Genomic DNA, 23780 nt, shown 5'->3' on the forward strand with positions numbered 1-23780 from the left:
CCGATGTCCTTGGCGGAGATGTCTTGTGGTGTCGGGGCGAAAGAGGAACGGCCCGCTTCGCACCCCGTGCTGGTTCGGTGCTGGCTCAGACGGCCTGTGCACCGCAAAGTCCGAGGAAGATCCCGCCGACCCACCCGGTCCGGTCCGGCTGATCAACGCCGTTCAGGAGGCGGTGACGGGTTTTCGCCATGGTGAGGGCGTCCACCAGTTGGCGGGGCCGAGTGCTGCCATGACGGCAGGGACGAGGATGCCGCGTACGAGAACGGCGTCGACCAGCGCGCCGATGGCGATGCCGAGGCCGGTGAATTTGAGGAGGCTGACGTCTGAGGTGCCCATGGCGGCGGCGGACAGGGCGAGGGCTGCGGCAGCACTGCTGATGAGGCGGCCGGTGCGGGCGATGCCGTCGACGATGGCGGTGCGGTTGCTGCCGGTGCGGTCGTATTCCTCGCGGATGCGGCCGAGGAGGAAGATCTCGTAGTCGATGGACAGGGCGAGGGTGACGAAGAGGGTGAACAGGAGCATGGGGGTGTCGAGGGTTCCTGTCACGGTGAAGCTGCCGACCAGGGTGCGGCCGTGGCCGTCTTGGAAGAGGACTACCAGGATGCCGAGGCTGGCTCCCAGGCTGGCCACGGCGACCAGGATGGCTTTGATCGGAGCGATGATCGTGCGGGTGTAGGCAGCGAGGAGAGTCAGGAGTGCGCAGGCCAGGAGGAGGAAGCACAGGGGCATGGCCGTGCGGATGGCCGTGATGGTGTCGGTGACCTCTGCGGCCCGGCCGCCCACCAGGACGGCCCCGGGTGCGGTGGTGGCGCGTACGGCCCGTACGACTGCTGCCGCCTGCTCTGTGCCGGGGTCGGCGGCGGAGGCGAGCAGGAGCACGGCGGCGGGAGAGGGGCGGCCGCTGCGGCTGGGTCCGTTCGCGGGCTGGGCGGGGCGCATGATGCGGACGCCGATGATGTGGGGGACGCGGGTCAGTCGTTGCGTGTAGGCGGGCAGGCCTCGGGCGGTCTCGGGGCCGGTGACGACCAAGGTCAGCAGCCGTTCGGGTGGGGCGGCGAAGGCGTCCCTCACGTGCTGGGCGGCGGCCGCCGCCGGGGCGGAGGGCGGCAGAGTGCGCTCGTCCGCCAGGCCGAGCCTGGCGTGGCCAAGCGGCAGGGTGATCACTCCCAGCAGGACCGCCGCGAGAGCGGTGGTGAGCAGGGGACGCGTGGTGACCGTGCGGGCGGTGGACCGCCAGAATTTGCTGCCGTTCTCGTGGTGGGTGCGTCGCCACCGGGACAAGGGGTCGAAAGCGTAGGTGTGCGGGCTGAGCAGACGCAGGAGAGCAGGTAGCACTAACAGGGCAACGGCGGCGGACAGGATCGCGACGATCATGCCCGCCATGGACAGGGCGCGCAGTACCGGTACGGGCACCACCAGTGCTGCCGCCAGGCAGGCGGTGATCGCGGCGGCGGAGAAGACGATGGACCGCCTGGTGGAGTGCAGCGCGGTGGACAGCGCTTGCTGTTCGCTGTCGCCTCGCGCACGCTGCTCGCGGAGCCGGGCCAGGAGGAAGAGGCTGTAGTCGACTGCGAGTCCCGCGCCGAGCGCTGAGGCGGCGTTGACCGCTGCCCAGGAGACTTCGGTGACCTGAGCGAGCAGTCCCAGCAAGGGGATGGTGCAGCCGACTGCCAGTACGGCCACCAGGACCGGCAGGAGAGCGGCTACCAGGGAGCCGTAGGCGAAGAGCAGCAGCAGGAACAGTACGGGAGCTGTGATCAACTCTGCCCGCATGAGGTCGCGTTCGCTTGTTTCGTCGATTTCCTCGTTGGCGGCAGCTGGACCGCTGGCTTCCACCCGCAGGCCGCCGGCCGCCGTGCGGGCGGCTTTGATCAGGCGGGAGACGTCAGGCGGGGGATGCCCGTCCATCTTCTTCAAACGAGCGGCGACCAGCATGGTCTTGCCATCCCGCGAGCGCAACCACGTGTTGTCGCGCGCGGTGGGGGTCCATACGCCGGCCACTTCGCGGTCGCGGGCCAGGGCTGCGGCCACTGCCACGACGCCGTCTGCCAAAGGTGGCTGCGCCGGGTGCGCTCCGGCGGGGGAGAGGGCGAGGAACAGGTCTGGAGAGGGAACACCCAGCCGTTCAGCCCGCCGCTGGGCGTGCACTGCTTCGATCCCGGTGGCCACCGAGCCGCCGGTGGTCAGCGATGCCATCACAGTCGGCGCCAGGACACCGGCGCACACCGCAGCCAGCATCGCCAGGACCACGGTCAGCCAGGCTCGTCGTCTCGACGGTTTCATCCGCGCCTTCCTGGTGTGTCACAGGCCCTGTCCGACGATCACGTTGTCGGCCCGGTACGTGCCTTGTTCTGCCTCTGGACCGTGGAGGTGCTGGCCGCACGCTGGGCCGGCCAGGTCGGTTGGCACCGCAGCGGTGGGCGGTCCGGTCATTCGACGAGCCCTGTCCACGGGCTCTGAGGTCGCAGTGCCCCGAGGAGAACGCGTGGGCGCATGAGCGCGGTCGGCCGGTCGATCAGCCCTGCGACTCGCATCAGGGCATTCGTGACGGCGGGGTCCTTCGCCGCCGCATGATGCAACCGCGTCACGTACGCGTTACCCATCCGCGCGGTGAGCCCACGACGCCCTGCCATTCCCTTGTACTTGAGGTCGCTGGTCGTCGAGATGAACCACGGCTGGTCTACGATCCGTCCGACGTCGCGCATGAACGCGATGGTGCTCGGCGTGCCGCGTGACAGGTGCCGGTGCAGGGCCATCACTTCCATGGCCGCGACGGTCATGCCCTGGCTGTAGTTGGGGTTGAGGCTGCACACTGCGTCGCCGAGCACGAGTAGCCGCTCGGGAAGGCGAGGCAGCCGTTCGTAGTGTCGGCGCACGCTCGCCGGGAAGCGGAAGCAGACCGGGTCGCTCAGCGGCTCGGCGTGCCGAATCTGCTCGTAGACGTCAGCGACGGGCAGGGACCTGGCGAATGCGAGAAATCCGCCGGGATCGGTCGGTGGATGGTCGCCGAGCATGCCGGTCAGCGACACGATGCAGGTTTTGCGGTCGACCTGCCCGAAGAACGCCCCTCGCGGGAACTCGCGTGATGCGATGCAGTTGATGAACTGCGTACCGTTGAGCATGTCCGGGCGGCGTCGGTAGAGCCGTGTGGTGTAGGCCAGGCCGATCGTCATCCGCTGCTCGACCGGTCGTTCGTACCCCAGCTCCTCCAGCCATACCGGCGTGCGCGATCCGCGGCCGGTGGCATCGACGAGCAGATCCGCGTCGAGATTGAATGCGCTTCCGGCATCCGCTGCCGTCGAACGCAGCCGGACCCCGGTCACCTGTCTGCCGTCCGGTGTGGAGAGGAAGCCGAGAACCTCAGTCTGCTCCAGGAAAGTGACGTTGGGCAGCGCGGCGACCCTGTCGCGGAAGTACTCTTCCAACACGGGCCGCTGGGCGGTCACAGACGGCAAGCCGGTCCGCGTGGACCGGAACGGCCGGGCGTTGAAGTACCAGCGCTGCTCGCCGAGATCTCCCACTGGAAGTTTTGCGTGCAGAATGTCCCGAAGCAGGTTGGGAAAGAGTTCTTCCAGGATGAGGCAGCCGCGGGCGTGCAGTCCGTGGGCATGCCCGGCATGGGGAGCGCCGCGCCGGGGCCGGTTCACGTTGACCACCCGGTCGCGGTCGACGACGATGACTTCACGGTAGAACTCTGAGAGGACCCTGGCCGAGAACGTTCCGGCGATGCTTCCTCCGAGCACGACAGCCCGGTCGCCAACGAATCGGCTCATGACGGGCGCCCCGTCAGGAGCGCGGTGGCGAGGCCGAGGAACCCGAGGTCGATGGAGATCAGCACGAGGAACCGGGCCTTGCGCAACTCGTGGCGGTACACCCCGTAGTACAGCTGGGCGAGTTGGAGTGCCACCGCTGGAGCACTGAGCACGATGAATCCCGCGTTCAGCCGTGTCGTGGTGAAAAGCAGAACAAGCAGTACGGCATTGACCGCGACCAGCACATGAAGTGCGACGGCGAACGCCAGGGGTGACAGGACGACGGCAAGGGTTTTCCGGGAGACGGCAGCGTCTCCTGCCCGGTCGGAGGCGTTCCCGTACGACACCACCAGGAGCAACCACAGTCCGAACACCGCACTCATGAGGAGCGTCTCACGGCTGACGGTTCCGGCGGCGAACCAGTAGGGCACGAGTACGGTGCAGACACCAGTGAGGAAGATCGTCGACTCGAGGCCCAAGGGCCGGTAGCTCAGCTTGATGCCGCAGGAGTACTGGACAGCGAGAGCGGGCACACCGAAGGCGACCACCATGGCCGGTAAAGGAACCCGCCAGTCCAGAACGCCGGCGGCAAGCGAGATCGTGAGCATTCCGCCGACCCACGTCACGACGGCGAACCCGATCGCCTCCGGCGAGGTCAGAGCGCCGGTGAGCAGTGGCTTCCTCACCCTCGTCACCAGTGGCCGTCCCGCGTAGTTACGGGCGTCACTGCCGTTCAAGAACCCGCTCACGTCGTCGGCGGCTGACGCGCTCCACTGGATGGCCAGCGTGCCGACAAGCATGAAAGCCATGGCGAGCAGCGTGCCGCCGCTCAGGAAACCGTCCGAACGCAGGAGCAGCAGCCCCAGGGCCCAGCCGTAGACGTAGTGGTACACCCGGGCCTTGGCGAGCCTGAGGTAGCTGATCATTTTGGGCCGGGGCCTGATCGAGGCGGCGACCGGCGTTTGCGTGGCGGTCACGCGCTCCTCCGCTCATCGCGGACGCTGACGGCTTCAAGCAGTTGGAACGTCACTGGAACGTCACCAGCCCGGCGGGTCGTCCGTTCCCGCTCCGTGAGCCGCACACCGCACCGGGCGGCCAGTGAGTTCAGCCGGCCGGGGTCACCGAGGCTGTTGAACCCCAGGAACAGGCGACCCGAATCCGTCAGCCGTGCCCGGCCCTCGCGCAGGTACCTGTGGTGCGTGGCGTAGCCACGATCGAAGATCGCGTGCTGCATGGGGCGCGTGTAGACGAACTCCTCGGGGGCGCAGACGACGTTGGAGTTCCAGAACACCACGTCGAACTGTTCATTGGGCGCCAGGGCGTCGTACAGATCGCTGTGCAGCACGTTCATCCGGTCGGTCACACCGTGGCGGGCGGCGTTGAGCTCGGTGTTGCGCACCGCCTCGGGGTTGATGTCCACCGCGGTGACCCTCGAGCACCCCGCCAGCACCGCCATCACCGCGGTGACGCCGGCTCCGCAGCCCACTTCTAAAAAACTTCCCCCTACGGGGAACGGCAGCCATTGGGTGAACAGCCGGGTGGAGTCGGTGTGGACTGGAGCGAACACCTGGGGAATGAGATCCCACCGCAACCCCTGCATCTCGAATTCCTGCGGTTTCCTTCCCCCGTCGTGCCTCTCCACCAGCTGCAGGCCGACATCGAAGAGGGAGTCATCACCCGGCGCAGCAGCGGGGGCGAGGAGTGAGGGGACATGCAGACTTGCCATGACAGTTCCTTGTTCGGGGTGAGGGCCTGTTTCAGTGGTCGCGGCGGGTGGCCATGTCGGCCAGATGCCTCAGGGATGCGGCCGCGGCAGCCGGGAAAGGAAAGCCGTCGAGAGCAGCCAGGGCACGCATCCGGCGTTGGTCGATCATGTCTTCGACGGCGTCGCGTGCTCCCGTGGCGACGAGGATGTCGCGGATGTCCTGGGCACCGGTACGGTCGAGACCGGGGTTCCCGATCAGGGCGCGCAGAGCGCCGGCCTGGACCGAGTCGGCACGTTGCCTGGCAATGGCCAGCAATACGGTGTGCTTGCCGTCACGCAGATCGTCGAGATCGGATTTTCCGGTGGTTCCCGGGTCGCCGAAGACCCCGAGCAGGTCATCGCGGAGCTGGAAGGCTTCACCGAGCGGAACGCCGTAGGCGCTGCACGCGGCCAGCATGCCCTGATCGGCGCCTGCCAGGTGCGCACCGGCCAGCAAGGGATACTCCACGGTGTAACGGGCGGTCTTGGCACGGCAGATGGCCAGTGCCTCCTCGACTGCGATGGCGGAGCTTCCCGTCGCGAGAATGTCGAGGTACTGGCCGGTCATGGCTTGCATGCGCATGGCGTCCAGCAGGGCCCTGAGCGTTCCTGCCCGAGGGGTGGCCAGCTCGGCGACCTGGAGCAGGTCGTAGGACCAACACAGCGCGAGATCACCCAGCAGGATCGCCACGTTCACGCCGAAACGGTCAGGCGAGGCGTGCCGGGCATGGCTGCCGGCGAGCGTGCGGTGCACCGTCGGACGGCCCCGCCGGACGTCGCTGCCGTCCATGACGTCGTCATGGATCAAAACGCCGGAGTGGAACAGCTCCAATGCGGCGCCCAGATGAGTCACGGCGCTGGTGCCGCCGTGCCCACCTGCGGCTTGCCAGCCGTAGTAGCACAGCAGCGGGCGCAGCCGCTTGCCGCCCGACAGGAACCCTTCCAGTAGTTCCACGAACATCGCGATTTCAGGACCGCCCGATGCCTGCTCCTTGTCGGCCAGGAACCGTGCAAGCAACCCGTCAACTGCCGAACAGTCCCACGGCGCAGTTGCATCCGCTCGTACGCTGCCGTGGGATGTTAAGAGCGACATGCAAATCCTCCAGGTGGGCAAACCGAAGAGACGGGCGTGCGTGCGGTAAGAGGCCCGTCATCGTGAACGCGGGAACCACTGTTCACTTGCCGGTCACATCGCGGCTGAAGGGACCGATCGGGCTTCGCTGTGTCGAAATCCATGACCGCAAACGATGCCGCGATGCCGACTGCTGATCACGCGTACACATTCGCACCGTATCAGCCCGGACACGAAGCGTGACAATCAGTCATTCGGACGTATGATCGGCGGGAGCCAAAGCGGGCTGGCGCCCGCCGATCCCACCAGGCGCCATTGCACTGCCCGCGATGGCGGCTGCCGCGCACCAGGACCTTCTGGCGGGCAGGTGAGAATACGTTCCCGCCCTGGGCCCGACAGCGGCTGGAGTGGGCCCGGGCCTACGTGGGTTCCCTGGACCCGCTGCGGGAGCCGCCCGGGATGCCGGCGACGCGTGTTCCAGAACCCGAGGAACTGAAGCCGTACCTGAAGCGCTGGAGTCCTCGAGGCCCGGAAGAACATGACTGCTCACGGGGGCAGATGATCGAATGGCACTGAAGCTCATTTTGACGCTTGCTCTCATGGGGTGTCACCTGGAGTCAGGTGCTCGGCGAGGGCATGCGAGGTGCAGTTCGGTGCGGCGTTCCCATCGGACAGCGAGTCGTTTGAACTGGTGGAGCAGGGCGAAGGTCTGCTCCACGACGTAGCGGAGCTTGCCCATGCTCTTGATATTCGGGGAGCCCTTGCGGGAGATGACGGGCAGGATTCGGCGTTTGCGCGCGGCCTGACCCTGGAGGTTGTCAAACGCACGGACGACATGGAGGGGTTCTTGGTGCTGCCGAGACGCTGGGTGGTAGAGCGCACGCCGGCGTGGTTGATGCACTCGCGCCGTTTGTGCCGGGACTATCGGATGCTCGCGGCCCGCCGGTCGGGCAACACCTCGACCCGCTCGCCAGTCTCGGCATCGATGATGATCCGGCCGTAGCGGAGGTCTTGAGCAGAGCCAACTCATCAATCCCGGCAACCCTGGGCACCAGCCGGTCCGGCAGCGCGATCCGCATCAGGCAGTTCAGCACCGTTGCCCCGGACAGTCCGTGATGCAGGACAGTGAGTAGCAGGGCGCCGGCCGAGCCCGCCAGAGCCACCGCGACTGCCTCGACCACCCGCCGCGGCGCCGCGGTACGCCGCTGGTAGGGCTCCGTCAGGCCGTCGGCCTGCTCGACGAAGGTCGGCTTCGGGCAGTCCGGGTTCTCGCAGTCCAACCGCCGCACGGACAGGTCGATCACCAGCGGACGCCCGCCCGGTCGCGGCGGTGATCCGCAGCGCCTCCGGGCTGGTCTCCACCCGCTCGATCCGTAACCCGGCCAGCTGCGGCAGTAGTTCCTCGACCGCGACAACACACGCCACCAGCTTGGCAGGGGCACCCCCGTGCCAGTGATGGAACACCGAGACGATCAACGCCTACGAAGATCTTGGAAGAGCCAACTTCCGGACGGCCCCGGGAGAGGTCGAGCGTGGCCCAGGTGCGGCACACGGGCTCTGGCGCTCCACCATGGGAGGCCTCGGCCCGCCTGACCGTTGTCTCGCAGATGCAGTTGTCACACTGCGGCCGACGGAGCGGATGATCCGGCGGCGCGGCGGTATTCGGCGTTGATGCGCTGGGCTTCTTCGAGTTGGTCTTCGAGGATGATGATGCGGCAGGCGGACTCGATGGGGGTGCCTTGGTCGACGAGTTCGCGGGCGCGGGCGGCGATGCGCAGCTGGTAGCGCGAGTAGCGGCGGTGTCCGCCCTCGGAGCGGAGTGGTGTGATGAGGCGGGCTTCGCCGATCGCCCGTAGGAAGGCCTGGGTGGTGCCGAGCATTTCTGCGGCTCGGCCCATGGTGTAGGCGGGGTAGTCGTCGTCGTCGAGACGGCCGTCGAACGAGTCGTGTGCGGTCATGGAACCTCTCTGTGGAACGCGTGGAGGGGCCCTGGTGCCGTATGGCACCAGGGCCCCGAAGGAACTGCTACACCATCTGCCGACCCTGGTACTGCGTCGGCCTACTGTTTCCGCGGACCTGACCTGAACTCGGCCTGGGGCGCGGGGATCGCGGTTGCTTGACCGGAGACCACCTCACTATCGATGTCCTGCGGTACCCGGGCTCAGCCTTTCGACCCGGGCGATCCTGATGGCGCTCGGCCCCTCCGTTCTTCCCTCGGTGATCAACTACTTACCCAGCGGGGGACTGCGTACTGCTGGTACTGCTCTCCTGCGTACTGCTGGTGATGCGAACTGCTCAGTGGCCTGGAGTAGCGCCACTCTTCGGCAGCCAGCCCCGTCGCCCATCCTGCGTCTGCTCTGGCTTGGAACCCCACTGCCGAACCTCCCGGTACGCGCGCCCGCAGCCGACGCCTTCACCGAGGTACCACTCACTGACTTCACTGCTCATGGCAGCCCCTGACCACTGCGGGCCACTCGGTCCGGTCGCCAGTCCCGTCGCCGTCCTGCAACAAGCCCTGGCTTCGGAACCCCGCCACCGCACCGCCCTGCGTGTACCGATGCCCGGCAGTTCGTCTCTCCGGGCCTTGCTCGATCTCGGCTACGAGAGAAACCATAGCCACGACAGGAGTGAATGTCTACTGCGACCGTCATAGATTTTCGCATGTTCGACCACGAGGTAAACGGGCTCGAATGTGGCATGTCTCCACGCGTGGGGGCGGCTGATCGGACCGTCAACGCTGCCCGTGCGGGATCAGGCGGCGGACTACCCTGCTCGCGCCTGCGCGACCCGCGGACGAGGCCCACCCGCAGGGCCCGGGCCGGCGAGGCCTGGGCCCTCGGACTGCTACTGGCTACCCCGGCCTCGACGGAATTGACCGCCTGCACCTTCGCGACGGTGAGCCGTCGCACCCCGAGCGGTTCAGCGACGCGTTCCTGGGTTGCTGCGCAGGGCGGCCGTTGTCAAGCCGGTCGCGGTGCCTACGGCGGTGCGTGTGCGCAACTGCTCCTGACGGGCGGTGGATTCCTGTGGCGTGGTGCCAAGCGTCGTGTCCCGGGTCAGTCGGTCGCCGTCAATGCCGCGCGTGCAGTGGTGAGGATCTCCTCGGAGAGCGGGGAACCCTTGGTGGCTCGGGCCAGGACGAGAGCGCCGAGCATGGTGCACAGACGGGTGATGCCGTCCTGGTCCTCGGTGGCGAGCCACTCGGCGAAGTCGCTCACTCCTTCGGTGTAGACGCGGCGGGCCTCGCGATCTCCGGGTTCGCGCGCGATGTCGGTGGCGAGGGCGGCGGCGGGGCACCCGTCTGCCGCGCTGTCGCGATGCTCGATGGACAGGTACGTGTCGATCAGCGCCTGCTGGGCGGCGTCGCGCTGTCCGGCGTGCTGTTCGAGTCCGTCATTGCGGAGCCGGGTGAGTTCGTCGAAGGCATGGGCGGTGGCTTCGTCTACGAGTGCCTCCTTGGAGGCGAACTGCTTGTAGAAGCCGCCGTGGGTGAGGCCGGACGCCTTCATGAGGTCGGCGACGCTGACGTGGGTTCCCTGCTCCCTGAACAGCCGGGAGGCGGTTTCCACGACCCGTCGGCGGTTCTCCTCCGCTTGCGCCTGCGATACGCGGCCCATGAGCCACCTCCTCGATCGGATGTCGATTGACATCTATCCTACGTCAGGGTTTAGATTGTGTCCGTAATCTAATTTCTGCGGGCCCCTCGGTGCCCGCGCCGACGCTGGGAGCAGGCATGGAACTGAAGGACGCGGTAGCGGTGGTCACTGGCGCCAACAGGGGGCTCGGGCGGCATCTGGCCGCCCAGCTCGTGGAGCGCGGGGCGAAGGTGTACGCGGCGGCCCGCCGCCCCGAGACGGTGGACCTGCCGGGCGTCACCCCGCTGCTACTGGATGTGACGGATGAGGAGTCGATCCGGGCAGCGGCCCGCACCGCGTCGGACGCGACACTGTTGGTGAACAACGCGGGCATCTCCACCGCCACGCCGCTGATCGCGGGCGGCCTGGATGCGGTGCGCCTGGAGATGGAGACGAACTTCTTCGGTCCGCTCGCCGTGACGCGGGCCTTTGCCCCCGTCATCGAGGACAACGGCGGCGGCTCCGTGCTCAACGTCCTGTCGGTCCTGTCCTGGCTGCACCCGGCCGGTCTCGGGTCCTACGCCGCGGCCAAGGCCGCGGCATGGGCGCTGACCGACGCGGCCCGGGAGGAACTCGCGCCCCGCGGCATCACCGTTTCGGCGCTGCACGTGGCGTACATGGACACCGACATGGCCGCGGCCGTTCCCGCCGATCAGAAGACCGATCCCGCCGATGTCGCCGCACAGGCCCTGTACGGGATCGAGACGGGCCTGCCCGAGATCCTCGCCGACGAGACCACCCGGTACGTCAGGCAGAGCCTGGCCGCATATCCGAGCGCGGCGTGAGGCACGTCCTGCCGCCTGCCCCTTTCGGCCTTTGAGCAAGGACATCTGATGCGATACACGACCTTCGGACACCGGACCGGACTGCGCGTGTCCGAGTACGCGCTCGGCACGGCGAACTTCGGCACCGGCTGGGGCGCGGGCGCCGAGCTGGACGAGGCGCGCCGCATCTTCGACCGGTTCGCCGAAGCGGGCGGCACCTTCCTCGACACCGCGGACACCTACCAGTTCGGCGAGTCGGAAGAGCTGACCGGGAAGTTCATCTCTGCCGACCGGGACCACTTCGTCCTGGCCGCCAAGTTCGCCCTCGGGGCCGCGCCGCGGCCGAGCGTCTCCAAGACGGGCAACAGGCGCAAGAACATGGTCGGTGATTGCCGCCCCCGCCGCATCGGCGAGGGGCTCCGAGAGGCCGGAGCAAACACCACAAAGTGTCTCGTACTGGGAGAACCTCAGGATGAGCAAAGGTCCCGTCCCTTCGCGGACGAGAAACGGAGGCGGCGATGAAGGCCTTCATGGTCGAGTGGTACGGCGACAAGGCCGGCGTGCGCGGCGGTGAGATGCCCGACCCGCAGGTGGGAGCCGACGACGTCCTGGTCCGGATCCACGCGGCGGGCGTCAACCCGCTGGACCTCAAGATCCGTGACGGGGACTTCAAGGCGATCCTGCCGTACCGGCTCCCGCTCGTCCTGGGCAACGACCTCGCCGGGGTGGTGGTCCGGGTGGGACCGGCCGTCACCCGGTTCGCGGTGGGCGACGAGGTCTACGCGCGGCCCGACAAGGACCGCATCGGCACCTTCGCCGAACTCATCGCCGTGCACCAGGACGACGTGGCGATCAAGCCGGCCACGCTCACCATGGCGGAGGCCGCGTCCCTCCCTCTGGTCGCCCTGACCGCGTGGCAGGCGCTGGTCGAGCGGGCACGGGTGCAGCCGGGCCAGAAGGTCCTGATCCACGCGGGCGCCGGCGGCCTCGGCACCATCGCCGTCCAGCTGGCGAAGCAGCTGGGCGCGCACGTGGCCACCACCGCGAGCACGGCCAGCGTCGACCTGGTGAAGGAGCTCGGCGCGGACGTCGTCATCGACTACAAGAGGCAGGCTTTCGAGACGGTGCTCGACGGCTACGACGTCGTCCTGGACACCCTCGGCGGCGAGACGCTCGAGAAGTCCCTGCGGGTACTCAAGCCCGGCGGGAAGGTCATCAGCGTCGCAGGCCCTCCCGACGCGGCCTTCGCCCGCGAGCTGGGCGCGAACGCGATTCTCCGACTGGCGATGAGCGCGCTGAGCTTCAAGACCCGGCGCCGCGCCAAGCGCCTGGGCGTGACGTACTCCTTCCTGTTCATGAAGGCCAGCGGCGACCAGCTGCGCGAACTCACGCCGCTCATCGACGCCGGGAAGATCCGTCCCGTCGTCGACCGTGTCTTCCCGTTCGAGGCGACCCGGGAGGCGCTGGAGTACGTCGAGAAGGGCCGTGCGAAGGCCGGCAAGGTCGTCGTCGCGATGACGTGAGGTCGGGCCCTCGCCGGACGGCCGGTGGAGACCCCCTCAGGCACGAGAAGATCCCGCACCCCACTACCCCCAGGACCCGGTCATGAGTGCACCGCGGAGTTCCCCCACCCCCGCCCCGGCGTCGTGCAAGAGCATGCTGACCCGTTCCGTGTCCGTGCACGGCGTGGACTTCGTCCACCGGCAGCTCGGTCCGCAGGACGGCGTCCCGCTGATCTTCCTCAACCATCTGGCCGCGGTCCTGGACAACTGGGATCCACGCGTCATCGACGGACTCGCCGCCCGACGCCGGGTGGTCACCTTCGACAACCGCGGAGTCGGTGCGTCAGGCGGCTCCACGCCCGACACCATCGAGGCGATGGCTCACGACGCGGTGCTGTTCATCCGGGCCCTCGGGTTCGACCGGGTCGACCTGCTCGGCCTGTCGATGGGCGGCTTCATCGCCCAGGTCATCGCTGCGGAGGAACCGCATCTCGTGCGCAAGATCATCCTTGCGGGCACGGGCCCAGCCGGGGGCCCCGGCATCGACAAGGTCCCGGCACTCACCATCCGGGCCACGCTGAAGGGGGCCCTGACCCGCCAGGATCCGAAGCAGTTCCTCTTCTTCACCGACACCGAGGGCGGCCGACGGGCAGGGCGTGCCTTCCTGGAACGGTTGAAGGAGCGCACAGGCAACCGCGACAAAGCCATCTCGCTGTTGTCGTTCCGCGCCCAGTTGAAGGCTATCCACCGGTGGGGCCTCCAGGCGCCGGCAGACCTCTCGCGCATCCACCATCCAGCCCTCGTGGCAAACGGTGAGAGCGACCGGATGGTGCCCAGCGAAAACACCCTCGACCTGGCCGCACGGCTGCCCCAGAGCCAACTCGTACCCCTCTACCCCGACGCCGGACACGGAGGGATCTTCCAGCACCACGCCGAATTCGTCTCACAGGCGCTCGAGTTCCTCGAATCCTAGTCAGGCCGGGGCTCGACACCGATCCGCGCGCGGATCCTCACCCCTTCCTCCACGACGGCCAGGCATGGCAGCGCTCACCACCAGGCACCGGCCGACAGCGGCCCGACCGGCAGCTTGGCGAGGGATCCGATGTCGGATATGCGCGCCCCACCTTCGCTCTCCCAGGCACCTTCGCGGTTCCGGAGGTCGGGCCTTCGGCCGATGACGGCTTCGGCGGCGATCGGCGCGCGGGAGGTCAGGACGCTGCCGGGGATGGCGGCGGCAGCCATCAGGCGGGCCGCGGCGGCGGGTGCGGCCGCTGCTCTCTCCGGAGCCCAGTAGGGAGGGCGTCGCCGCGAGCCGGGCGGCCTGGAGGGGCGATGATCGTGTCGAGACCGGATCTGACGAGCGAAGGGTGTGGCGGGTGGGCGAAGGCGCGGGGATCACTTCGGCGCAGGAGGCGGCGAACGACGAGCTGGTGCTCGCGTTCGGACGGCTGCAGGGGGCCGCGGGGCGGCTGGAGTACCTGCTCGGCGGTGCCATCGAGAAGGAGTTCGGGATCAGCCACTTGATGTACGAGGTGCTGCTGATCGTGGGCAGGGCGGGCGGTCCGGGCATGTCGATGCGGGCCATCGCGCAGGAGCGGGTCCTGACCACGGGCGGGATGACCCGCTTGGTGGACAGGATGGAGGCGGCCGGCCTGGTGGTGCGCGCCGATGACCCCGCGGACCGCAGGGGCAAGCTGGTGCGGCTCACCGAGCGGGGCGAGGACCTCGTGGTGCGGGCCAGCCGTCTGCACGTGGAGAACATCCGCCGCCATTTCCTGGCTCCGCTGCCCGAGGAGGCGCGGGAGCAGTTCATGGAGTGCCTGCGGATCCTGTCCCACTCGGCGCGGGACGCCCTGCCCCGCCTGCGGTAGGGGCGGAAGTCCCGAGGGAGGGGCCTTTCGCCATATGGGAATACCTGACGCAACAGATACTGTTCAAGCAGGTATATCGCTCCGCCGCGGAGCGACTCCCTCTGCAAAGGCCTTCCCATGAAACTCGTCTACGTCTTCGACGCCTACTGCGGCTGGTCCTACGGGTTCGCCCCCACCCTGGCCGAGCTCACCCTGCGTCACCCCGGACTGCCCGTCGAGGTCGTTTCGGGCGGCTTGTTCACCGGGTCGCGGGCCGTGCCGATCCGCGAGTTCGGCTACGTTCAGGGCGCCAACGCCAAGATCAGCGAGCTGACCGGTGTCGAATTCGGGGCCGGGTACGAGCGGCTGATCGCCGACGGCTCGTTCGTCATGGATTCCCTGGACGCCGCCCGGGGCATGGCGGTGCTGCGACGGGCGGTCCCGGAGCGGGCGGTGGAGCTGGCCATGGCCGTGCAGGCCGCGTTCTACCAGGACGGCCTGAGCCTGTCCGACCCCGACACCTTCACCCGGATCGCCGCGGCAGCCGGCCTCGACGCCCTGGAGGTCGGCGCCGCGCTCACCGCACCGGCCGCCGCTCTCGCGGCCGAGGCCGACTTCCGGCGGGCGGCAGCCCTGGGCGCGCAGGCCTATCCGACCCTCCTGGCCCAGGACGGCGACCGCACCAAGGTCCTCGCCGTCGGCCACGCGGGTCCCGACAAGATCGACACCCTCCTGGAGCAGTTCGGCGCCGCCCGCACCCGGTCGGCCGTATCCGGCCGCTGAATCCCGGCCGACACACCGGCACGGTCGGTGCCGTCCAGACACGGTGGGGCGAACCTGAACCCCATACGACCAGCACTCCACCCCGCCCCACCCCCCATGCTGATCCCGGCAAAGGACATGATGATGAGCACTCTCGACTTCAAGGTCATCGACCTGGACTTCCCCGTCGGCTCGAAGAACAAGACCGCCACCCTCATCACCGGTGAGCAGGGCGCGTTCCTCATCGACACCGGATTCACCCGCGCCGACGGACACCGGCTGGCCGCCGAGATCCTCGACTCCGGCAAGACCCTGACCAAGGTCTTCATCAGCCACGCCGACCCCGACTACTACTGGGGCGCCGAGGTCATCGCCGACGCCTTCCCCGATGCCGAGATCCTGGCGACACCGCTGGTGATCGAGCACATCAAGGCCGCGTACGAGGGCAAGCTCAAGGCCTGGGAACCGGTGGGCGTCAACCGCCCCACCCGCCTGGTCGAGATGGCCGAACTGACCGGCGACCTCACCTTCGAAGGCCACGTCTTCCAGCTCAAGGGCGGCCACCCGGGGCTGCCCGACCGCCACTACCTGTGGCAGGCCGAACACCGGGCCGTCGTCGGCGGCGTTCTGCTCTTCCAGAACGAGCACGTCTGGGTCGCCGACACCGGCAAGCCCCAGGACCGCGCCGTGTGGATCGAGCTGCTGGACGAGATGACGGTCCTCGACCCCGCCTTCGCCGTCCCCGGCCACCGACTGCCCACCGCCGCCGCCCTCGACTCGAGCCCGATCGCCTACACCCGGGACTACCTCACCGCCTTCGAGGACGAGCTGGACAAGGCCGACAGCGGCGAGGCCCTGACCAACGCGCTGGTCGCCCGCTACCCGAACTCCGGCATGCTCATCGCGGCCCAGCTCGGCGCGAAGGTCGCCAAGGGTGAAATGACCTGGGGCTGACCCACCCCGACCACGGTCTGGCCGGGGACACCGGCCGGACCGTGCCCGCCGAGCTCAACGAGAACCCACGAGCACCACCGCCCGCCCCCGACTCCCCGCTCTGCCTCGCCGTCGCCACGACACTGATCATCGCAGTGCTCGGACCGCGCAGCGGCGGCGTGACGAACCCGGCCCGCCAGTTCGGCCCCGCGTTGCTGGGGACCTACGGCTACCTCGCCGTGTACCTGATGGCGCCGGTCCTCGGCGCCGCCCTCGGCGCGGGCATCCACCAGTTGCTTCAACGCTACGCAGGAGCCAGGCGCGTACCCGCCTACCGCCTGTGCCCCCACCAGCACCCATCTGAGAAAGGCCGTAACCCATGGAGACCACCGACTTCCACGCCTCCGCGGCCCCCGCCGACGTGGTGCGCCGCCAGTACGTCGCCTCCGCCAACGGCGACCTCGAGGCCCTGCGGGCCACCCTGGCCGACGACGTGGAGTGGACCGAGATGGCCGGCTTCCCCCTGGCCGGCACCTACCGCACCCCCACCGGCGTCACCTCCGCCGTCATGGAACAGCTCGGCAAGTCCTGGGACGGCTGGGCCGCCCACGACGACACCTACGTAGTCGACGGCGAGAACGTCGTCGTCCTCGCCCGCTACACCGCCACCAACAAAACCACCAACAAACCGCTCGACGTGCGCGTCGCCCACCACTTCGTCGTACGCGGCGGAAAGATCGTCCGCTTCGAGCAGTTCGTCGACACCGCCCTGGTCCGCGACGCCATGCACCCCGGCGCCTAAGCGCACCGGCCCAGTTCCTCACCGGTGCTGCGCCGCCGCAGCACCCACCTGTGGCACGTTCCGCATCCCCGGCGGATACCGGCGATGGTCTCGAGCGGCACGTAGCCCCAGCAGGCTTGTCCCCATCGGGCATGGGCGCGTCCGCGCGCCGGAACCGCTGGTCGGCCAGGTCGCGCATTGGTCTGGCGATGGGCCCGTTCTTCGACACGGTTCTCTCCGCCGTCGACCCCAACGAGACCGGCTCCGGCACCCTGACCGCCGTCCAGCAGCTCGGCAGCGCACTGGGCACCGCCGTACTGGGCACGGTCTTCCTCTCCGCCCTCGGCCACCGCGGTGCCGCCCTGCCCGGCTACACCACGACCATGACGATCACCCTGTGGAGCGGAACCGGACTCCTTGTGGTGGCCTTCCTGGCCGCCTTCCTCTTGCCCCGACGCGACCGCTCTCGTCACACCCCGTAAGCGCATACGCCGATGCCATCCGCACCGCGGCGGCGCCGGATGCTCCCCAAAACCAACCCTTCGTGCCTGACCGGCTTCCTGGGCGGCTCGGGGCCCCGTTTACCGTGACAAGGGGTGGCCGAGAGCGTCAGCATGCGAGCTCGCAGCGGGTCGCCGGCCGAGGGCGTCTGCTCTGTTGCTGACTCCGTGGGCACGGTGCGGTGTATGGCGAGTTGCTGAAGCCTCGCGACTGGCGTTGCTCACTGGGACGACACTTGCGACAGCTCAGGGCGCTCTGACCCCTTGCCGCGGAGCGCCAGCGGCTGTACGCAGAGAAGCTGCAGGTGGTAGCTCTGATCGGATGAGTTGTCGTACCACTCGATGGTGGTCCCGATCAGGCTGGCGGCAACGATCCGTCTGATTCCGGATGGAGCCTTGGGGTCGGTACCGGTGGAGGTCATGTGCACCACTTCCAGGGTGTCTGCGGGGACGTCGGGCGTGGCCACAACGTAGAAGTCCCCAGGTCAACCGCATATGTGGCCCGCCATCACAATCGGGCCACGACTGATGTGCCCGCACACCATATGACCTGAACGCCTGCCCCGAAACCCCTCCGGAACGAGGCTATGAGGCCCTGTCGGAATTGCAGAGTTAGGGCTCTTTTGGGTAGGCGGTGCTGACTCCCGTGCTGGTTTGGTGCTGACCTGAAAGCCCACGTCAGCACCCCTCGCGACCCGTCCCGTGCTGGTTCGGTGCTGGTTACGCTGCGTTGAGCGCGACCTGATTGCGGTCGAGGCGGGGCAAAGCGGAAGCGCTGAGAATCAGGCTGAGTTCCGCCCCTCGGGCCCGTTTCGCACGGGGCGTTGACCGGCACGCCGCGGTGACCGAATTCGAGTGCACGACCCACCCCGAAAGGCCGTGGGCAGTGGGCTGGGACACAGCGATGGCCGGACTCCCGCTGGACTCGGACTCTGGGTGCCAGCAGATTCTTCGTCTGCTGGTAGTACAGCAGTTGCACCCATGCTGACCAGGCAAAACAATAGTTGGCGCGGCCTTCTGGTGAGGGCTGGTCCGGAAATGGTCCGGATCTTGGTCCTGGTGGTCCCCAGGCGGAGGAGCTGGCGTGGGATGGGAAGTTCTGGGAGTGATCCATGTCCCGCATGCCCCCGGCAGCTCGTCAGCTGGGCCCGAGGCGGTGGTCGTCTTACCGCCAAGGTGCCTGGGCGCGCTGTGCATGCTGTTGTGCGGAGGCGGCGTCTGCGCGTGCCATGGACAGGAGGTGGGGGAGACGCCCGGCTGCTTGGGTGCTCCACCAGCAGTGGGCGTCGGGCGAGAACGCGGCCTTGGGGACGTTGTCGATGGCTTCTTGGTACACGGCGGGCGAGTCGTGCCATTCGGTGTCGCCGATCACTCGCAGGGAGCGGCGCGAGAGACCGTCGAGGAGGGTGAAGAGCCGAGGGACTGCCGTCAGGCGGTGTCGGCTGGGGCCGGCCTCGGCGGCCACCGCCTGGATATTGGGCCCAGAGGAGGTACTGCGCCGGTCACGGCAGATCGATACCATCGCGTCCGTCGTAGGCCACGACCACCGGCTCGGCCATCCACTGGCTGTCTCAGAAGGGTGATGCCGGAGCACTGGGGGTCTTTGCCGAGGGCGACAGGGCGAACCGGGCCTCAGCCGTAGACCTGGAGAAGGCATTCTCCCCACCCCAGGATCTCTTAGACGTGACCAAGAATCAGACCTTCGGCAAGACCGACGAGGGCGAGATCTTCCGCAGGATTCAGGCCCAGTGCGACGAGATCGACCCCAAGAGCGAGCTCTACTCTGTCTATAGGTACCTGTGCGGCTACGCGCATCCCAGCACAGTTGGCGCATTCGCCTTCATCGAACCGTCCACCGAACCGGTCAGCCTTCGCAGCACTCGAGATCGCCTGCTTCCGCGGTGGCGGTGACCGCAACCATGTGCGTGCTCTTGGGCCGGCCGTGCCTTCGACGAGATGGCGAATGGCAAGCCGCGAAAGCAGTTTCTGCGGGCCGTCGCCAGGGAGCTTGACCTGGCACCGATCCTGCCTGCGCTCAGATAGGAGCGCCGAGCAGTCTGCCACGCCAGCTGCCAACGGCATTCGTTGACCAGAGCATTGCATGTTGGGGCGGGTGGGACTCCCGGACACGGGCGAGCCCCCTACCTGTGGAACGATCGGAGTCAGCCACGCTTCGATCTCACCAGGGAGGAGTCGGAGTTCCGTCAGCATCGAGGCCGAACGGCCACATTGCAGCGAACTCGTCCGGTATTTCGTCACCCCAATCGCCGATGTCTGCGGCACGCCGCAAAAGTTGTTCGGAGAGCTCCTCGTCTCCCCCTTCCATCCTCAACGAACTAGCTTTCAGCAGGGCGTATGCATCGTCGCTTGCGCATACCTTGGTCAGAAGTGAATCGGCCGCGGTAAGCTCGCTAGCCTCCTGACAGAATATCGCCAGTTCGATCAGCGTGAAGAGATCGCTGGACTCGGAAAACGCGGCTAGGAGTTCGTCAACCTTGGCCTGCTCACCTGATCCATGGTAATGATCGAGGAGTTCCAACATGGCGTGGGTGCTGCCTGCATAAGCGGCTTGGAGAAGAAGCTGCATTGCCTCTTCGGGGTGGCCGAAGTGTTTACGAAAGTGGGCGAGGGGTCTGATGCAGGTTTGGGTGACAGGTTCGGTTACGCGGCCTGGAGGGCCGGTGTCGTCATGACGGTCTCGAATTCGACGGGGGTCAGCCGGCCGAGTGCGGCTTGTCTGCGGCGGCGGTGGTAGGTCCTCTCGATCCAGGTGACGATCGCGATCCGCAGTTCCTGGTGGGTGGTCCACGTCCGGCGGTCGAGGACGTTCTTCTGCAGCAGGCTGAAGAAGGACTCCATGGCCGCGTTGTCGCCGGCCGCCCCGACCCTCCCTATCGATCCGGCCATGCGGTGCCGGTCGAGCGCCCGGACGAATTTCCGGGACCGGAACTGGGCGAGTTCAACCAGTCGTTGCAACACCGGCTTCTTGGATCGAGAGTAGCTGCTCACCGAAGACCTCGGCGGGAGTCTTCCAGCCGAGAACTTTGCGGGGTCGATTGTTGATCGCCAGGGCGACGGCCTCGAGGTCCTCGGCAGACCATCTGGCCAGGTCGGTTCCCTTGGGGAAGTACTGGCGCAGTAGCCCGTTCGTGTTCTCGTTCGTCGGTCGCTGCCAGGGCGAGTGCGGATCGGCGAAGAACACTTTCGTCCCGGTGTCGAGAGCGAACTGGGCATGACCGGAGAGTTCCTTCCCCCGGTCCCAGGTGAGGGTCTTGCGCAGCTGCTCGGGCAACTGCGTCATCGACGTGGTGAGTGCCGTGTTCATCGCGATCGCGCCGTAGCCCCCGAGCGAGGGGCCGCTCTTCACGGGCGGATTCTCGCCCCAGCCCTCGAGCCGGGGCAGGTGCACCAGGAGCGTGGAGCGGCTGCTGCGCTCGACGAGCGTGCCGATCGCGGAGCGGCCCGTCCCGATGATCAAGTCGCCCTCCCAGTGTCCCGGGGCCGCACGGTCCCCGGCCTCGGCGGGGCGTTCGCTGAGGACGACGTCCGCGGTGACATGCCCCTGCGGCTTGTTCTGCGACCGCGCTCGGGGAGCCCGCAGCGCCCGGCCAGTGCGCAGGCACGTGACCAGTTCCCGCTTGAGCGCGCCACGGCCCTCGATGAACAGTGCCTGGTAGATCGCCTCATGACTGATACGCATGGACTCATCCTCGGGGAAGTCGACAGGGAGCCGGTGCGAGATCTGTTCCGGGCTCCATGCCATCGCCCATCGTCTGTCCTGCCGGTGCGGCTTGTTCAGCCCTTTCCACTCAGGTGCCTGCGGCCCCGCGACGACTGTCCCGTCAGGCCGGCGGACGTTCCCGGCCAGCCGCTCCTGCACGTACTCACGCAACGGGTCGTTGCCCAGGAGCTTCGCGCTCTTCGGACGTTTGGCCGCCTGCTGGGCCTTCCACTGCGCGACCGTCGCGCGGTACTCCTGCTTGCCGGCGCGCGTGGCGGCGTTGCGGCGCAGTTCCCGAGAGATCGTCCCCGGGTCACGCCCCAGAGCGCGGGCGATCTCGCGCACGCCCTTGTCCGTCGCCCTGAGGATCGCGATCTCCTCGCGCTCCTCGAACGTCAGGTAGCGGCCCGAGGGCTCGGCCAACGAGATCGGAGGCATGCCGCCAGCGTGACGAAACCACCTCGCACCCACCGGCCACGACACGCCGACCGCCAACGACGCCTCCACCGTCGTGACCCCCGTGGCGATCAGCCGCCAAAACTGGCGCTGCACGACCCGAGACGGATCAGGCCGCCCCGGTGAACGCATCGCCGGCCGCAACGCACGGTCAGCACGCCACTGTCGACGCCTCCCCTCCGGAACATCGCTGGTCTTCAAACTCCAGTCCACCGTAGCCACGCCGCACACCTCCGAGATCAGGGTGTTGCGACGACCAATTGAATCCGCCCTGCGATCCGCGGTCGCTGTGCAGGATGCATCCGGCGACGTGTTCACGCCGGGCCACGGCGTTGTCCAGGGCGGCGACGGCCAGGCGGGACTTCATGCGCGTGTCGATGGAGTAGCCCACGATCCGCTTGCTGAAGACGTCCTTGATCGCGCAGAGATACAGCTTCCCCTCGCCGGTGGTGTGTTCGGTGATGTCGGTGAGCCACAGCCGGTTCGGGCCGGTCGCGGTGAAGTCGCGGCGAACGAGATCGTCGTGCACCGGTGGGCCGGCCTTCTTGTTCCTGCCACGCTTCTTGCCGAACACGCTCCACCAGCGGTTGTCCCGGCAGATCCGCCACGCGGTCCGGTCGGCCATGCCGGATCCCGCGCGGCGGGCCTCGTCGGCCAGGAAGCGGTAGCCGAACTCCGGGTCCTCACGGTGGGCGTCGAACAACGCGTTCGCGCGAGCGGCCCGCTCGACCTCGGCATCGGTCACCGGCCGCTCCAGCCACCGGTAGTAGGGCGCTCTGGCGAGCTTGAGGACCCGGCACGTCACCGTGACGGGCACCCCGTCCACGGCCAGCTCTTTCACGAGCGGGTAGATCCTTTTCCCGGAAGGTTCGCCTGGGACAGGTAGGCCGCGGCCCGGCGCAAGACCTCGTTCTCCTGCTCCAGCAGCTTGATGCGCCGACGCGCTTCGCGCAGCTCCGCGCTCTCCTGGCTGGTTGTTCCGGGCTTGGCCCCGTCGTCGATGTCCGCCCGGCGCATCCACTTCCACAGCGTCATCGCATGGACTCCGAAGTCGGCGGCCACTTGCTCGACCGTCACGCCCGGGCCGCGGTTCCTCGCGACCCGCACGACATCCTGACGGAACTCTTCCGGATAAGGCTTGGGCACAGCGACATCCTTCCCACCTACCCCACAGGGCAAGCCAGATCAGATGTCACCCGATCGTGCGGCAGACCCGTCCATTCGGTGTGCGGCGTCTGGGAGTTCGCTCTCCCAGACGCCGACGCTGTTTCTGGTCCGGTTTCGTTCCGGCGATCTCACTACCCGCGTACAACTCCTCGTCCTTCGCCTTGTGCGGGCGGCTTGCCCCGGGGGCGACGACGAACATATGCGGATGGTGCGGCAAGATCCAGACTTAGCTAATGAAATAAAAACCAGGCGCCAGCGGGACGCTGGTGAGGCTGTGCCCTGTCGATGTGTAGTGGCGCTATTGGCCTGGCGTGCCTGATTCGATTGCGTGAGACGTTCCTGATCACGGTTCCCCCACGGTGACTATCGATACGCGGATCTTGGATTGGTCGGTCGCAGGGATTCAAACCCGACTGGGCGGACTCGTCAATCTGTGACAAATCACCCTATCCTGGGTGCGGCTCGCTACGTGCTTTCGTGTGGGGGTGGTCGCGGGATGCCCTCAACTCTTCTTCGCTGGTGGGGAGATGGCGGCCTCCTGTGATCCGGACGCCTGGCCTTGGGCGTGGGATGAACCGAGCGTGCCGAAAACCGGCAATTTGTTGCCGATTTCCAGATCGGAAATCAGTTGCCGATTTTCATGTCCGATTCGTTCTTGTACGCACCGTCTGCCCCGGGGAGGTCGCCTTGCAGTGGCGCCTTGCGGTGAAGTGTCTTTGATCACAGGGGGAATTGATCTTGACCCTGAAGTTAGGTGTGCAGGGGTCTGGGTGCGGCGAGGGGGGCTGATTGGGGTCCCCTCGCGTTTGCCCCTCCAGTTGTCGAAGCAGTGGGTGGCTTCGCGCCCCTGGTTCCCGGGGTGGGTGGTCGCCAGCGTTGAAGCGGAAAGCCGCGGCTCTTCAGGGTAGAGGAGAGGCTCTTTCGGGATTGTCTGTCGCTGGAATCTGCGCTGAAGGCAGGGGGCATTTCAGGGGTATTTGGTCTGGGGTGTTTGGGCCCAAGGTCCTTGGATTCGGATCTGGCGTGTCATCCTTATGGTCGTATTTATTCTGGCGTAGGGGAGCGGTGGGCTTTGGGGTGACGGTGCAGGCGTATCGTGAAAAGGCGTGGCCTCGGGGGCGACGGCCTGTCGCTAAAGCCG

The 23780-nt window shown here is 67.6% G+C and carries 23 protein-coding genes and 4 pseudogenes; 12 read left to right on the plus strand and 15 right to left on the minus strand.

Translation table 11 applies throughout. The annotated features are described in order from the left end of the window. Nucleotides 1-162: 162 nt before the first annotated feature. The 5 genes from OG490_RS36610 to OG490_RS36630 all read right to left on the minus strand — a co-directional run bounded on the left by OG490_RS36610 (nucleotide 163) and on the right by OG490_RS36630 (nucleotide 6514). The gene (locus OG490_RS36610; RefSeq protein ID WP_330300583.1) at nucleotides 163-2283 is read right to left on the minus strand and encodes an MMPL family transporter; all 2121 of its coding nucleotides are present in this window, start codon (nucleotides 2281-2283) and stop codon (nucleotides 163-165) included. A gap of 146 nt (nucleotides 2284-2429) precedes the next feature. Further along, nucleotides 2430-3773 carry an FAD-dependent oxidoreductase gene (locus tag OG490_RS36615; RefSeq protein ID WP_330300584.1) on the minus strand — a complete coding sequence of 448 codons (1344 nt, stop codon included), beginning with the start codon at nucleotides 3771-3773 and terminating at the stop codon, nucleotides 2430-2432. After that, nucleotides 3770-4729 carry a UbiA family prenyltransferase gene (locus OG490_RS36620; RefSeq protein ID WP_330300585.1) on the minus strand — a complete coding sequence of 320 codons (960 nt, stop codon included), beginning with the start codon at nucleotides 4727-4729 and terminating at the stop codon, nucleotides 3770-3772. The genes OG490_RS36615 and OG490_RS36620 overlap by 4 nt, the downstream gene beginning before the upstream one ends. Next, nucleotides 4726-5394: a methyltransferase gene (locus OG490_RS36625; protein WP_330300586.1), complete on the minus strand. Its 669-nt coding sequence runs from the start codon at nucleotides 5392-5394 to the stop codon at nucleotides 4726-4728. The genes OG490_RS36620 and OG490_RS36625 overlap by 4 nt, the downstream gene beginning before the upstream one ends. Nucleotides 5395-5509: 115 nt before the next feature. Then, nucleotides 5510-6514 carry a polyprenyl synthetase family protein gene (locus OG490_RS36630; protein WP_330300587.1) on the minus strand — a complete coding sequence of 335 codons (1005 nt, stop codon included), beginning with the start codon at nucleotides 6512-6514 and terminating at the stop codon, nucleotides 5510-5512. Nucleotides 6515-7367: 853 nt separating this feature from the next. Between OG490_RS36630 and OG490_RS39315 the strand changes: the two are divergent. After that, a pseudogene (locus OG490_RS39315) lies at nucleotides 7368-7571 on the plus strand (hypothetical protein); the annotation flags it as partial. Nucleotides 7572-8184: 613 nt separating this feature from the next. Here OG490_RS39315 and OG490_RS36640 read toward each other — a convergent pair. Both OG490_RS36640 and OG490_RS36645 read right to left on the minus strand, forming a co-directional pair. Next, nucleotides 8185-8526, minus strand: coding sequence for a MerR family transcriptional regulator (locus OG490_RS36640; RefSeq protein ID WP_330300588.1), 342 nt, complete (start codon nucleotides 8524-8526; stop codon nucleotides 8185-8187). Nucleotides 8527-9624: 1098 nt separating this feature from the next. Further along, a complete protein-coding gene (locus OG490_RS36645; RefSeq protein WP_330300589.1) occupies nucleotides 9625-10185 on the minus strand; it encodes a TetR/AcrR family transcriptional regulator in 561 nt (186 codons plus the stop codon). Between the two features lie 116 nt (nucleotides 10186-10301). Here OG490_RS36645 and OG490_RS36650 point away from each other — a divergent pair, with 116 nt between their 5' ends. The 4 genes from OG490_RS36650 to OG490_RS36665 all read left to right on the plus strand — a co-directional run bounded on the left by OG490_RS36650 (nucleotide 10302) and on the right by OG490_RS36665 (nucleotide 13442). Next, nucleotides 10302-10988, plus strand: a complete 687-nt coding sequence (locus OG490_RS36650; protein ID WP_330300590.1) for an SDR family oxidoreductase — start codon at nucleotides 10302-10304, stop codon at nucleotides 10986-10988. Nucleotides 10989-11036: 48 nt separating this feature from the next. Beyond that, nucleotides 11037-11489, plus strand: a complete 453-nt coding sequence (locus OG490_RS36655) for an aldo/keto reductase (RefSeq protein WP_330300591.1) — start codon at nucleotides 11037-11039, stop codon at nucleotides 11487-11489. Beyond that, nucleotides 11486-12490, plus strand: coding sequence for an NADP-dependent oxidoreductase (locus tag OG490_RS36660; protein WP_330300592.1), 1005 nt, complete (start codon nucleotides 11486-11488; stop codon nucleotides 12488-12490). The genes OG490_RS36655 and OG490_RS36660 overlap by 4 nt, the downstream gene beginning before the upstream one ends. An 82-nt stretch (nucleotides 12491-12572) precedes the next feature. Beyond that, nucleotides 12573-13442, plus strand: a complete 870-nt coding sequence (locus OG490_RS36665) for an alpha/beta fold hydrolase (RefSeq protein WP_330300593.1) — start codon at nucleotides 12573-12575, stop codon at nucleotides 13440-13442. Nucleotides 13443-13516: 74 nt separating this feature from the next. Here OG490_RS36665 and OG490_RS36670 read toward each other — a convergent pair whose 3' ends face one another. Further along, on the minus strand, nucleotides 13517-13711 hold the full coding sequence (locus tag OG490_RS36670; protein WP_330300594.1) for a hypothetical protein: 195 nt from the start codon (nucleotides 13709-13711) through the stop codon (nucleotides 13517-13519). A 134-nt stretch (nucleotides 13712-13845) separates the two neighbouring features. Here OG490_RS36670 and OG490_RS36675 point away from each other — a divergent pair, with 134 nt between their 5' ends. From OG490_RS36675 to OG490_RS36700, 6 genes and pseudogenes are all read left to right on the plus strand, one after another. Beyond that, nucleotides 13846-14340 (plus strand): MarR family winged helix-turn-helix transcriptional regulator, encoded by a 495-nt coding sequence (locus tag OG490_RS36675; RefSeq protein ID WP_330300595.1) that lies wholly within the window; start codon nucleotides 13846-13848, stop codon nucleotides 14338-14340. 117 nt (nucleotides 14341-14457) lie between these two features. After that, nucleotides 14458-15102 (plus strand): DsbA family protein, encoded by a 645-nt coding sequence (locus OG490_RS36680; RefSeq protein WP_330300596.1) that lies wholly within the window; start codon nucleotides 14458-14460, stop codon nucleotides 15100-15102. Nucleotides 15103-15225: 123 nt separating this feature from the next. Further along, a complete protein-coding gene (locus OG490_RS36685) occupies nucleotides 15226-16035 on the plus strand; it encodes an MBL fold metallo-hydrolase (protein ID WP_330300597.1) in 810 nt (269 codons plus the stop codon). A gap of 41 nt (nucleotides 16036-16076) precedes the next feature. Beyond that, nucleotides 16077-16289: pseudogene (locus OG490_RS36690) on the plus strand (aquaporin); the annotation flags it as partial. A 104-nt stretch (nucleotides 16290-16393) separates the two neighbouring features. Continuing rightward, nucleotides 16394-16816, plus strand: coding sequence for a nuclear transport factor 2 family protein (locus OG490_RS36695; protein ID WP_330300598.1), 423 nt, complete (start codon nucleotides 16394-16396; stop codon nucleotides 16814-16816). A 131-nt stretch (nucleotides 16817-16947) separates the two neighbouring features. Beyond that, the gene (locus OG490_RS36700; protein WP_330300599.1) at nucleotides 16948-17277 is read left to right on the plus strand and encodes a hypothetical protein; all 330 of its coding nucleotides are present in this window, start codon (nucleotides 16948-16950) and stop codon (nucleotides 17275-17277) included. A gap of 239 nt (nucleotides 17278-17516) precedes the next feature. Here the strand turns inward: OG490_RS36700 and OG490_RS36705 are convergent, their stop codons facing one another. Further along, a complete protein-coding gene (locus OG490_RS36705; protein ID WP_330301208.1) occupies nucleotides 17517-17762 on the minus strand; it encodes a hypothetical protein in 246 nt (81 codons plus the stop codon). Nucleotides 17763-18460: 698 nt separating this feature from the next. Then, nucleotides 18461-18760 carry a hypothetical protein gene (locus OG490_RS36710; protein WP_330300600.1) on the minus strand — a complete coding sequence of 100 codons (300 nt, stop codon included), beginning with the start codon at nucleotides 18758-18760 and terminating at the stop codon, nucleotides 18461-18463. Nucleotides 18761-18978: 218 nt separating this feature from the next. On the opposite strand from OG490_RS36710, the gene OG490_RS36715 reads away from it, so the two are divergent. Then, entirely contained in the window at nucleotides 18979-19206 is a 228-nt protein-coding gene (locus OG490_RS36715) for a hypothetical protein (protein ID WP_330300601.1), read from the plus strand. Between the two features lie 268 nt (nucleotides 19207-19474). On the opposite strand, the gene OG490_RS36720 is transcribed toward OG490_RS36715, so the two are convergent. From OG490_RS36720 to OG490_RS39325, 5 genes and pseudogenes are all read right to left on the minus strand, one after another. Continuing rightward, nucleotides 19475-19837, minus strand: a complete 363-nt coding sequence (locus OG490_RS36720) for a hypothetical protein (protein WP_330300602.1) — start codon at nucleotides 19835-19837, stop codon at nucleotides 19475-19477. Nucleotides 19838-19956: 119 nt separating this feature from the next. After that, nucleotides 19957-20250 (minus strand): annotated as a pseudogene (locus tag OG490_RS36725) (integrase core domain-containing protein); the annotation flags it as partial. A 4-nt stretch (nucleotides 20251-20254) separates the two neighbouring features. Then, the gene (locus OG490_RS36730) at nucleotides 20255-21673 is read right to left on the minus strand and encodes an IS30 family transposase (protein ID WP_443066010.1); all 1419 of its coding nucleotides are present in this window, start codon (nucleotides 21671-21673) and stop codon (nucleotides 20255-20257) included. Between the two features lie 70 nt (nucleotides 21674-21743). After that, nucleotides 21744-22001, minus strand: a pseudogene (locus OG490_RS39320) (DDE-type integrase/transposase/recombinase); the annotation flags it as partial. 308 nt (nucleotides 22002-22309) lie between these two features. Continuing rightward, complete coding sequence (locus OG490_RS39325; protein ID WP_443065920.1) at nucleotides 22310-22618, minus strand: transposase; 309 nt, start codon at nucleotides 22616-22618, stop codon at nucleotides 22310-22312. Nucleotides 22619-23780: the final 1162 nt, after the last annotated feature.

It is taken from the genome of Streptomyces sp. NBC_00503, assembly GCF_036346895.1.
Lineage (GTDB): Bacteria > Actinomycetota > Actinomycetes > Streptomycetales > Streptomycetaceae > Streptomyces.